Raw genomic sequence first — 11,169 nt, forward strand, 5'->3', positions numbered from 1 at the left:
AGCCGGGCGGCAGACTCCTCGCGGTCCGGGCGACGGCGCGATCAGGTGGGCGTGTGGTCGCCCGCGCTCGTGGCGGCCGTCAGGCCGGTGTGCCCCTGCCCGGCGATGATCTCGACAAGGGTGCTGTCAAAACCGGCGGAATGACAGCACTTCCGCCGAGATCATCGCGGGGGTGGCCGCTCGGCGCCCGCCCTCGTTGATCTCGGGGAAGTCGGGGTTAAACCGGACACGATAAGCCCGACTTCCCCGAGATCAACAACAGCACGCCCCAGCGCCGCCGCTCCCTCGTTGATCTCGGGGAAAACGACGCTACCGGGGCGGTTTTAGCGTCGTTTTTCCCGAGATCAACGAGGAGGGGCACCGGGCAGACGGCCGCCACGGGCGCGGGCGAGCACCCGTCCTCCTCGCCGCGCCGCCTACCCGGACCGCGAGGGGCCGGACGGACGGCAGGACCGGCCGGGGAACCGCCCGCTTCTCGCCGTCGCTGCCATCTACGGTGGCCGTGCACACGCGCCGCGCTCGACAGCGCTGCGGTAAGGGCCGCTGGCCTGTTCTCGTTGGCGCCCTTATCGGTGTGCTCCGTCGGCCTGCCGCTCGACTGGGGCCCGTGAGTGGGGTACCCCCCAGCCGCCTGCCCACCCGCACCGCGAACGGCCGAGGCTCGAGCCGTGCCGGCAGCGTCGTTCATCGCGGGATCAACGACGGCGGCGCTGGAGCCGCTCGTACGCTTCCGGTTCCGGCCACAGTGTGACGCGTCCCTCTCCGCTCGCGTCCTGGCTGGTCGTCGGCGCGCACCGACGCCGCGGCCCCTTTCCGGCGGCCCGGCGGGTCCGGGGGCGCCCGTGCCGTTCCCCCTGTACCGCCGCGGCCGCGGGTACTCTGCCCTTCGGAACCCGGGCGACAGGACGTTCGAGGGGCGGTGGCCGACAGTGCGCAGACTCGGGGACGTCCGCCGCGGTGTCCTCCTCGTCGCGGCCGCCGCGGTGTCCCTCCTCCTCGTCCTCGTGCTCGCGGTGCCCGTCACCCGCGACGGCCTGGCCGGGGCCTGGTGCTCGCTGACCGGGTCGGGGTGCGCGCCCGGCGGGCGCCCGCCGGGCGAGGAGCCCGGCTCCAAGGACGACTGGCGGGTGGCCATGGACCCGGTCGAGGCCGCCACCTGGGGCCACTACCTCGCCCTGGGCGACTCCTATTCCTCCGGCGACGGCGCCGGCTCCTACCTGCCCGGCACCACCGGTGAGGACGGCTGCTTCCGCTCCGCCGACGCCTACCCCTCCCGCGCCTCCGAGGCCTTCGACTTCGCCGGGGGCTTCGCGTTCGTCGCGTGCAGCAAGCACAAGGGGTCCCAGCTCCTGGACGAGGCCGGGGCCGAGGACGCCCAGCTCGACGCGATCGGCGAGTACACCTCCCTGGTGAGCCTGGGCATCGGCGGCAACGACCTGGGCTTCACCCCCGTCCTGCGCACCTGCATGGTGCGGGTGCCGCTGGTCTCCGGCGGGGTCTGCCAAGGGCAGGAGGAGGACATCGACCGCCGGATGCGGACCTTCGACGACACCCTGGAGGAGATCATCGCCGAGGTGCGCGACCGCGCCCCCGACGCCCGCCTGCTGCTGGTCGGCTACCCGCGCCTGTTCCCCAAGGAGCCGTCCGGCATGTACTACACGCTGACGGTCGAGGACCAGACCTGGCTGAACGGGAAGGTGCGCGCCTTCAACGACCGGCTGCGCACCGCCGCCCGCGAGGCGGACGAGAAGATCGCCGAGGAGGGCGACGTCGGCAGCGTCGAGTTCGTCGACGTCTACACCGCGCTCGCGGGCCATGAGGTGAGCGCGGAGGACGCCTGGCTGAACGGGGTCGTGCTGCAGGACCTGACCGACGGCATCCAGGTGCACCGCAGCAGCTTCCACCCGACCGCCGCGGGCCAGCGGGCGTTCGCCGACCGGGTCGGCGAGCGGATCGAGGAGGGACCGGGGCGGGAGCTGTACGTCGCCCGGGACACCGTCGACGCCGCCGGGCCCGAGGTCCTCGCCCGGGACCTCGACTGACCCGGCACCAGGCCTGAGTCGGCACCGGCCCCGATACGGCCGGGGGCGGGCCGCGCGGTGCGGCCCGCCCGGTCAGGCTAGGCCCGCCCCGCCTTCAGGTCGGCCAGGACCGCTCCGAGCTGGTCCAGGCCCCAGTTGAGGTCCTCCTCGGTGATCACCAGCGGCGGAGAGAGCCGGATCGTCGACCCGTGGGTGTCCTTGACCAGCACGCCCCGCTCGGCGAGCAGCTCGCACATGCGGCGGCCGGTGGCCAGCGACGGGTCGATGTCGATGCCCGCCCACAGCCCGATGCTCCGGGCCGCGACCACGCCTCCGCCCACGAACTCCTTCAGGCGGGTGCGCAGCACCTCCCCCAGCGTCCGGGCGTTCTCCAGGTACGGCCCCTCCTTGAGCATCCGCACCACGGTGCGCCCCATCGCCCCGGCCAGCGGGTTGCCGCCGAAGGTGCTGCCGTGCTGGCCGGGCTGGATGACGCCGAGCACCGACTCGTCGGCGACCATCGCCGAGACCGGGAGCACGCCGCCGCCCAGCGCCTTGCCGAACAGGTAGGCGTCGGGCACCACGCCGGTGTGCTCGCAGGCCCGCACGGTGCCGGTGCGGCCGAGCCCGGACTGCACCTCGTCGGCGATGAGCAGCACCCGCTCGGAGTCGCACAGCTCGCGCAGCCGCGGCAGGTAGTCCGGCGGGGGCACCACCACCCCGGCCTCGCCCTGGACCGGCTCCACCAGCACCGCGGCGGTGGTGCCGTCGACCGCCTCGGCCACGGCCTCGGCGTCGCCGTAGGGCACCGCCCGGAACCCGGGCGTGTAGGGCCCGAAGCCGCCGTAGGCGTCGGGGTCGGAGGAGAAGGAGATGATCGTGGTGGTGCGGCCGTGGAAGTTGCCGCCCGCCACCACGATGGTGGCCTCCCCGTCGGGGACCCCCTTGACGTCGTAGGCCCATCTGCGGGCCACCTTGATGGCGGTCTCCACCGCCTCGGCCCCGGTGTTCATGGGCAGCACGCGCTCCTTGCCCACCAGGTCGCCCAGGGCCGCGACGAACGGCGCGAACTGGTCGTTGTAGAAGGCGCGGCTGGTGAGCGTCACCCGGTCCAGCTGGTGGTGGGCGGCGGCGAGCAGGTCGGGGTTGGCGTGCCCGAAGTTCATCGCCGAGTACCCGGCGAGCATGTCGAGGTGGCGCCGGCCCTCGACGTCGGTCGCCCAGGCGCCTTCGCCGGAGGCGATGACCACCGGCAGGGGCGCGTAGTTGTGGGCCGAGCGGGCCTGGGCCAGGGCGATGTGGTCGGCGGTGGAGACGGGAGGTCCGGAGGGGTCGCCCCCGGAGTGCCTGCTTCCCAGAACGCGGGTGTCGCTCATCCAGGTGTCCCTTTCCGATCAGCGCTGATCGTGTCGCTCTTGGGATACCCCGCGGCCCGCGGACGATACGCGTGCCGGTCGGGGGACCCACAGCAGCAGAACAGACGCCCCGGACGAGGCACAAGTGTCCGAACGGAGACGAAGAGGACGAGAGGCCGCACGGGCGCCGACCCTGGACATATGGACCCGCGGGACCCGCGGGCGCGGCCGTTAGCCCAGCGTCGCGGCGAAGATGTTTGCGCCGCGTTCAGGGCCGCGGACGGCGCTTCCGCCCGGGGAGCGATCCGGGACGGACCGGGCCGGGCCGGGCGCACCGCACCCTCCCGGTTCCGGTTATCCGCACGATCGGCCGCGGAGTTCCCGAAAACCCGCTCCCCAGGCCGCTTCCGGCGCCCCGGACCGGGCCGGAGTCCTTACACTAGGGCGTGTTTCCCGCGCTCCGCGCGAACCCGCTGAGCCCGAGCGGCCTCGGAACGGGTGACGGCCGGCCTGAAGCCGGGGCCGTCCGGGAAGACGAGACGTCCGGGGCGCGGCGTCCCGACGCCCGCCTCCCCGCGGCCGGTGCCGCGCGCCCCGCCTCCCCAGACCCATCGACGAAACGCGAGACATGGCCAAACCAATCGGCACCCACGCCCTCAACCTGGTCCGCGGCGCCCTGATCGGCACCGCCGAGGTGGTGCCCGGGATCAGCGGCGGCACGGTCGCCCTGATCACCGGCATCTACGAGACCATCATCACCTCGGCCGGCCACGTGGTCAGCGGCATCCGCCTCACCGTCTCCGACCTGCCCCGCGGGCGCGGCATGGCGCGCGCCGGCGCCGAGTTCCGCCAGGCCGACTGGGCCGCCGTGATCGCGGTGCTGATCGGCATGGCCACCGCCGCGCTCACCGCGGCCAAGCTGCTGGCCCCGCTGGTGGAGTCCGAGCGGCAGTTCGCCTACGCCGTCTTCTTCGGCCTGGTGCTGGCCTCGGTGTACGTCCCCTACTCCAGCACCACGAAGCGCTGGCGGGTGGGCGACTACCTGCTGGCCCTGGGCGTGGCGGCGGTGGCGTTCGTGCTCATCGGGCTGCCGCCCTCCGAGATCGACCCCAACCCGCTGATCATCACCGCCGCGGCGGCGGTGGCCGTGTCCGCCCTGGTGCTGCCCGGCATGTCGGGCTCGCTGATCCTGCTCACCCTGGGCCTGTACACCTCCACCATGAACGCGGTGAACGACCGCGACATGGGCTACCTCGGGTTCTTCTTCCTCGGCGCGCTGCTCGGCGGCGCCCTGTTCGTCAAGCTGCTGCAGTGGGTGCTGGAGCACCACCACCACCTGGCGATGGTGGTCATGACCGGCCTGCTCGCCGGGTCGCTCCGGGCGCTGTGGCCCTGGCAGGAGGAGGACCGCACCTTCACCGCCCCCACCGAGGTGCCGTTCACGGTGCTGCTGATGGCCGTCGGCTTCGTGCTGGTGGTCGCGATCCTGCTGCTGGAGCGCGCGACCCGCTCCCGCCGCGGGGGCGCCGAGGAGGGCCACGGCGGCCGCCACGGCGGTCACGGCGGCCACGGCGGGGGCCACGGCGGCGGCGCGCCGCAGGGCGGGCGCCACGCACGCCCCGCCTCGGGGTCGGCACCGCGCATGTGACACCCTGATCGCACGCCGGGCCGCCCAGTGCGGCCCGGCTCCCGAACACACCCACCGGCGCGGGGTGCCGCGGAGCCTCCTCCCACCGCGGCTGAGAACACACCCGTCGAACCTGCACTAGCTCGCACTAGCGAAGGGACGCCCATGAGCTCCTTCAACATCCTGTCCATCGCCGGGACGGACCCCAGCGGCGGCGCGGGGATCCAGGCCGACCTCAAGGCCTTCTCCGCCCTCGGGGGCTACGGCATGAGCGTAGTGACGGCCCTGGTCGCGCAGACCACCACCGGGGTCGCCGAGGTGCACCGTGTGCCCCCGGAGTTCATCACCCGCCAGCTCGACGTGCTGCTGGACGACGTGCGCACCGACGCGGTCAAGATCGGCATGCTGGCCGACACCGGGGTGATCGACGCGGTGGCGGGGGCGCTCGACGCGCACCGGCCGCCGAACGTGGTGCTCGACCCGGTCATGGTGGCCAAGAGCGGCGACCGGCTGCTGGCCGCCGACGCCATCGGGGCGGTCCGCGCCCGCCTGCTGCCGCGCGCCGACCTGATCACCCCCAACCTGCCCGAGGCCGCCGAGCTGCTCGGGGTGAAGGAGGCGGCCGACACCGCCGAGATGGAGCACCAGGCGCGCGGCCTGCTCGACCTGGGCGCCCGCCGGGTGCTGATCAAGGGCGGGCACCTGGACACCGCCGAGAGCACCGACCTGCTGGTGGAGCCGGGGCGCCCGGCCGTGCCGTTCACCGCGCCCCGGGTGGCCACGAAGAACACCCACGGCACCGGCTGCACCCTGTCGTCGGCCATCGCCGCGCTCCTGCCGCAGCGGGACGGCTGCGCCGCGGCGGTGCGGGAGGCCAAGGAGTACCTGACCGAGGCGCTGCGCCGTGCCGACGACCTGGAGGTCGGCGCGGGCAAGGGGCCGGTGCACCACTTCCACGCCTGGTGGTGACGCGGGGGGCGCGGGGACGCCCCCTGGGGGAACGGCCGGACACCCGGAACGGCCGAAGGGCCTGTCCGTATCGGACAGGCCCTTCTCATGTCGCGCCGCTCGCGCGCTACTGCTTCTCGGGGACCCGGAAGTCCGGGTTCTTCCACTCGGGGTTGGCGAAGTAGCGCCGCGTCTCGGCGACCACCACCGGCGACAGCAGCAGCAGGCCGACCAGGTTGGGCAGCGCCATCAGGCCGTTGGCGATGTCGCTGAACAGCCAGACCACGTCGAGCTGGGCGGTGGCGCCGATGAACACCACGACCACGAACAGCACCCGGTAGAAGACCACCGCGCGGTGCCCGATCAGGTAGTCGATGCAGCGGTCGCCGTAGTAGGACCACCCGAGGATGGTGGTGAAGGCGAACACCACCACCGCGATGGCGAGCATCGGGCCGGCCGCCGCGCCCAGGGCCGGGCTGATGGCGCCCAGGCCCTCCTCCAGCCCGGCGGAGGTCAGCGCGGCGCCGTCGTCGTCGCCGAGCTTCCACACCCCGGTGACGATGATGACCAGGCAGGTCATGGTGACCACGACGATGGTGTCGATGAAGGTCTGGGTCATCGAGACCATGGCCTGGCGCACGGGCTGGTCGGTCTTGGCGGCGGCCGCCGCGATGGCGCCGGTGCCCAGGCCGGACTCGTTGGAGAAGATGCCGCGGGCGACGCCCATCTGCAGGGCGATCAGCACGGTGGAGCCGACGAAGCCGCCGGTGGCCGCGGTGCCGGTGAAGGCGTCGGTGACGATCAGCGCCAGGGCGGCGGGCAGGTCGGCGACGTGGACGATGAGGACCAGCAGCGTGACGACGATGTAGAGCAGGATCATCACCGGCACGACCGCCGAGGCGACGCGGCCGATGCTCTTGATGCCGCCGATCACGACGATACCGATGAGCACCATCATCACCAGGCCGGAGACCCACGGGGCGATCGCGAAGTTCTCGTCGAGCTGCTGGGCGACGGTGTTGGCCTGGGTGCCGTTGCCGATGCCGAAGGCCGCGACCGCGCCGAAGAGCGCGAACAGGAAGCCCAGGGTGGTGCCGAGCCCGCCGGACAGGCCGTTCTTCAGGTAGAACATCGGCCCGCCGCTCTGCTTGCCGACGTCGTCGCGCTGGCGGTACTTCACGCCCAGCAGCGCCTCGCTGTACTTGGTGGCCATGCCGACCAGGCCGGTCATCCACATCCAGAACAGCGCGCCGGGGCCGCCGATGCCGATGGCCAGGCCCGCGCCGGCGATGTTGCCGACGCCGACGGTGGCCGCCAGCGCGGTGCTGAGCGCCTGGTAGTGCGAGATGTCGCCCTCGCCCTCGGTCTCCTTGCGGCGCACGAAGGCCAGCCAGAGGGCGTGGAAGAGCTTGTGGAACTGCAGCAGACCCAGGCGGACCGTGAGGAACAGCCCGGTGATCAGCAGCAAGGGGATGAGGACCCATGGTCCCCAGATGATGGACGATAGGTCTTCCAACAGGCTCACGGTCTGGTCCACGTGAGGGCTCCCAATCGATCTCGGACGGGGGACGGGGGCGCGGCGCGCCCGAGGATCACCGGGCGCTCCGAGGGGGTGCTCCCCTTCCGGACACGGCTTCCGGGGTACGGAACCGCGGTGTTCCGCCAGGTTCACACCGATTCGTCACATTCGCGTCACGGTCCCTCCACACACCGGTTGCGGAGAGGCCCTGACCAGCGGATATCACCCGGTCATCCGCTGTTTCCGCCTTCTGGGCCCCCGCCGTCGGCGCCGTCCGGGCCGTCGGCGCCCCCGGCCCGGCTCAGCGCGAGCCGGGTCAGCACGCGGGCGGCCTCGTCCGGGTCGGCGCCGCGGCCGACCGCGATGCCCAGCAGGAACGTGGTGAGCGGGGCCGCCGGGCGGGCCACCGAGTGCGCCGCGTCGCGGGCGAGGTCGAGGACGCGGTCGACGTCCTCCTTGACGACCTCCTCGGGGAGGTCGAGCTCGGCGCACACCTGGCGCGCCCACTCCACGAGCGTCATCACTGCTCCTCAGAAGGAAAATGCGTTGAAGACTGCTCGCGATCCTAGAGCCATCCGGCGCCCGGCGCGCGGCAGAGGCACGCCGCAGGCGCGTCACGGAGGCGAATACGCCGCGGAGGCGAGGGGCCGGAGGGGTGTTTCGGCGGCGCACGGGTCCCGCCCTCCGCCGTTCCGGGGGCCTACCGCTAGGGTGGCCCGCGCAGAGGAGCGGGACCGGCCCTTCCGCGATGTCCGGCCCCGCTCCTCGCCCCCGTTCTCCGGGTTCGCCTCGGCGTTGGCGTCCGTGTTCGGTTGTCGGTGCCCCTCGCGGGCGGTGCGCGCCTCAGGCGGCCGCCGCCACGGGTTCGACGACCTCGGACAGCACCTCCTCCAGGCGGTCGAGGTGCGCGCGGATCCACGGCAGGGAGGTGGGGTCGTCCACGGCCAGCGCCGCCCAGCGCTCGGCGTCGGTGTCGCCGTAGAGCAGGCTGGTGGCGACGCGCAGGCGCAGGGCCTCGGGGCACTCGCCGAACTCGACCCCGGGCAGCGCGCCCAGGCCGTAGCGCTCGAGCAGCATCCGGCTCAGGCCCGGCCCGTCGTCGACCCCGAAGACGGCGGCCAGGCGCTCGCGGTGCGGCTCGAAGTCGGGGTAGAGGTAGAAGGCGGCGCGCGGCGCGGCCACGGTGGCCCCGGCGTCGGTGAAGCGGTCGGCCACCGCGCGGGCGACCGTGCCGTGCAGGCGGCGGCTGCGCCCGATGTGGTCGGTCAGCTCGGCCGGCTCGCTGAAGGCCAGGGCCCCGGCGCGCTGGACCGGGCCGCTCGGGCTGGACCACAGCTCGCTGGCGATGCCCAGGAGCTCGGCGCGCAGGTGCGCCCCGCGCGGCCCGTCGGGCAGGCGCGCCACGCCCAGGCGCCAGCCGCCCAGGGCCAGGTTCTTGCTCAGGCCGGTGGTGACCACGGTCCGCTCGGGGGCGAACTCGGCGGGGCTGTGCACCGTGGTGGCGGCCGGGTCGTGCACCAGGTCGCGGTAGATCTCGTCGGAGATGACCACCAGGTCCAGGGCGCGGGCGACCTCGGCCAGGCGCCGGACGGTGTCGGCGCCGGCGACGGTGCCGGTCGGGTTGTCGGGGAGGGTGGCGATCACGGCCCGCACGTCGCGGCCCTGGGCGCGCGCGTCCCGGACGGCCTCGGCGAGCAGGTCGGGCTGGGGCACGCCGCCCTGGCCGCGCTCGGTGGGCACGAACAGCGGGCGGTGCCCGGACAGGCGGCTCTGGGCGGCGTAGCTGACCCAGCTCGGGGCGGCGACGGCGACGTCCCCGCCGATGCTCATCAGCAGCGCGTACAGCAGCGGCTTGCTTCCCGGCCCGGCCACGACCATGTTGGGGTCGGTGTCCAGGCCGCGGCGCGACCAGTACCCGGCGGCGGCCTCGCGCAGGCCGCGCTCTCCGGCGACCGGTCCGTAGGAGTTGCACCCGCCCCCGGCCGCGAGGGCGTCCCGCAGCGCGGGGTGGACGGGCAGTCCCGCCTCGCCGAACCCCAGAGGCAGGACGGGGGCGCCGGCGCGGCGCCGGGCCTCCAGGGCCTCGTTCACGGCGAGTGTGGCGGAAACGGCAACAGACATGAAGAGATCGACCCCGCATACGTCCGGCGGCTGGTGGGAGGCCTGGGGCCGCTGGTGCTCCCGGCCTCGCACTTTCACTCTGCCCACTTCCACCCATCAGTACAAGCGACTCTTTTCGATGGTGAGCGTAAGGTGGCCTTATGCTCGATCTCCGCAGGCTCCAACTGCTGAAGGAATTCGCCGATAAGGGGACGATCGCGGCGACCGCCGCCTCGCTGGGGTATACGGCTTCGGCCGTTTCGCAGCAATTGTCCGCCCTGGAGCGCGAGGCGGGGGCCCAGTTACTGGACCGCACCGCGCGCAGTGCCGAACTGACCGAAACCGGCAGGCTGCTGGCCGACCAGGCCGAGCAGATCCTCGCGCTGGTGGAGGCGGCCGAGGCGGTGCTGGACGAGCGGCGGGGGCGGGTGACCGGCCGGGTGACGGTGGCGGCGTTCCCGACGGCGGCGGTGGCGTTCGCGCCCCGCCTGGCGCAGAGCCTGCGCCGCCACACCGGCATGCAGCTGGTGCTGCGCCAGACCACCGAGGGGGCGGGGATCCGCCAGGTGAGCGCCGCCGAAGCCGACATCGCCCTGGTCGACGACTGGACGGGGCGGCGCCCGGACACCGGCGCGGGCAAGCTCCGCCACGAGCACCTGCTGCGCGACCCGATGGTGCTGGCGGTGCCCGAGGGGCACCGGCTGGCGGACCCGGCGGTGCCGGTGGAGCTGGAGCGGCTGCGGGACGAGGCCTGGATCGCCGCACCGCAGGGCGAGCCGTCCCGGTACGGGACCGACACCCTGCTCGCCGACCTGGGCGGCGCCCCGGCGGCGGCGTGGGAGTTCGAGGGCCTGGGGACCATCCTGAGCCTGGTGTCGCGGGGCATCGGCATCGCCGCCGTCCCGGCGCTGTCCCTGAGCGCCGGGACGGCCGGACTGGCATTCCGCAGACTGCCCGAGGACGCGCCGTCGAGGGACGTCTACATGGCCGTCCGGGCGGCGAGCCTGCGCAGGCCGGCGATCGGGGTGACGCTGCGGGCGCTGAAGGAGGCGGCGGTCGACGTCCAGCGCGACCTGGAGGAGGTCCTGGACCGCATCCCGGGCCACCGCCCCGGCCGGGGAAACGGGGGTGACTGATTCTCTGCACGCTCCCTCCGCGTCGTCCTCGGGAGAAGCGCCCTGAAGCCGTGCCGTCGGGTTCGGGTTCTCGGCGTGCGGCCATGCGGCTGCATGGATCAGTTGCATGGATCAGCCGAGCAGACGGCCGGGCTGGTACCCCACTCCAGGACTCCGGCCGGGCGGCGGGCTGGCGGGGTGCGGCGTGATCGGCGGCGACGAGGACAGGTCGGCGGCCCTCGCGGCAGCGCTGTCGGGCGCGGCGCGTGTGCACGGTCACCGTGATGGGCAGCGACGGCCAGAGCCGGGCGGTTCCCGGGCCTTGCTTACCGTCCGGCTGGCCTCTCGTGGTCCGGGTGGGCGGCGCGGCCGAGTGGGTGCGTGGTCGCCCGCGTTCGTGGCGGCCGCCGCCCCGGTGCACCCCCTCCTGGCGATGATCTCGACAAAGGTGCTGTCATTCCGGCGGTTTTGACAGCACTCTTGT

Annotated in this window: 8 protein-coding genes and 1 riboswitch; of the genes, 4 read left to right on the forward strand and 4 right to left on the reverse strand. The window is 73.6% G+C overall.

Features of this window, described 5'->3' with window-relative positions:
* Positions 1-929: 929 nt before the first annotated feature.
* Positions 930-2,042: an SGNH/GDSL hydrolase family protein gene (locus O4J56_RS22845; protein WP_270688528.1), complete on the forward strand. Its 1,113-nt coding sequence runs from the start codon at positions 930-932 to the stop codon at positions 2,040-2,042.
* 77 nt (positions 2,043-2,119) lie between these two features.
* Here the strand turns inward: O4J56_RS22845 and rocD are convergent, their stop codons facing one another.
* Positions 2,120-3,397 carry an ornithine--oxo-acid transaminase gene (gene rocD / locus O4J56_RS22850; RefSeq protein WP_270688529.1) on the reverse strand — a complete coding sequence of 426 codons (1,278 nt, stop codon included), beginning with the start codon at positions 3,395-3,397 and terminating at the stop codon, positions 2,120-2,122.
* Positions 3,398-4,004: 607 nt separating this feature from the next.
* On the opposite strand from rocD, the gene O4J56_RS22855 reads away from it, so the two are divergent.
* Both O4J56_RS22855 and thiD read left to right on the forward strand, forming a co-directional pair.
* Complete coding sequence (locus O4J56_RS22855; RefSeq protein ID WP_270688530.1) at positions 4,005-5,024, forward strand: DUF368 domain-containing protein; 1,020 nt, start codon at positions 4,005-4,007, stop codon at positions 5,022-5,024.
* A 50-nt stretch (positions 5,025-5,074) separates the two neighbouring features.
* Positions 5,075-5,180: riboswitch (TPP riboswitch) on the forward strand.
* A complete protein-coding gene (thiD, locus tag O4J56_RS22860) occupies positions 5,169-5,972 on the forward strand; it encodes a bifunctional hydroxymethylpyrimidine kinase/phosphomethylpyrimidine kinase (RefSeq protein WP_270688531.1) in 804 nt (267 codons plus the stop codon). Its footprint overlaps the riboswitch before it by 12 nt.
* A 106-nt stretch (positions 5,973-6,078) precedes the next feature.
* Here the strand turns inward: thiD and O4J56_RS22865 are convergent, their stop codons facing one another.
* The 3 genes from O4J56_RS22865 to O4J56_RS22875 all read right to left on the reverse strand — a co-directional run bounded on the left by O4J56_RS22865 (position 6,079) and on the right by O4J56_RS22875 (position 9,591).
* Positions 6,079-7,488, reverse strand: a complete 1,410-nt coding sequence (locus O4J56_RS22865) for an alanine/glycine:cation symporter family protein (protein WP_270688532.1) — start codon at positions 7,486-7,488, stop codon at positions 6,079-6,081.
* A gap of 212 nt (positions 7,489-7,700) precedes the next feature.
* Positions 7,701-7,991 carry a DUF6457 domain-containing protein gene (locus O4J56_RS22870; RefSeq protein ID WP_270688533.1) on the reverse strand — a complete coding sequence of 97 codons (291 nt, stop codon included), beginning with the start codon at positions 7,989-7,991 and terminating at the stop codon, positions 7,701-7,703.
* Between the two features lie 322 nt (positions 7,992-8,313).
* Positions 8,314-9,591 carry a pyridoxal phosphate-dependent aminotransferase gene (locus O4J56_RS22875; RefSeq protein WP_270688534.1) on the reverse strand — a complete coding sequence of 426 codons (1,278 nt, stop codon included), beginning with the start codon at positions 9,589-9,591 and terminating at the stop codon, positions 8,314-8,316.
* A gap of 140 nt (positions 9,592-9,731) precedes the next feature.
* On the opposite strand from O4J56_RS22875, the gene O4J56_RS22880 reads away from it, so the two are divergent.
* Positions 9,732-10,706, forward strand: coding sequence for a LysR family transcriptional regulator (locus O4J56_RS22880; RefSeq protein ID WP_270688535.1), 975 nt, complete (start codon positions 9,732-9,734; stop codon positions 10,704-10,706).
* Positions 10,707-11,169 lie beyond the last annotated feature (463 nt).

The sequence above is a fragment of the Nocardiopsis endophytica genome (genome assembly GCF_027706725.1).
In the GTDB taxonomy this organism is placed as follows: Bacteria; Actinomycetota; Actinomycetes; order Streptosporangiales; family Streptosporangiaceae; genus Nocardiopsis_A; species Nocardiopsis_A endophytica.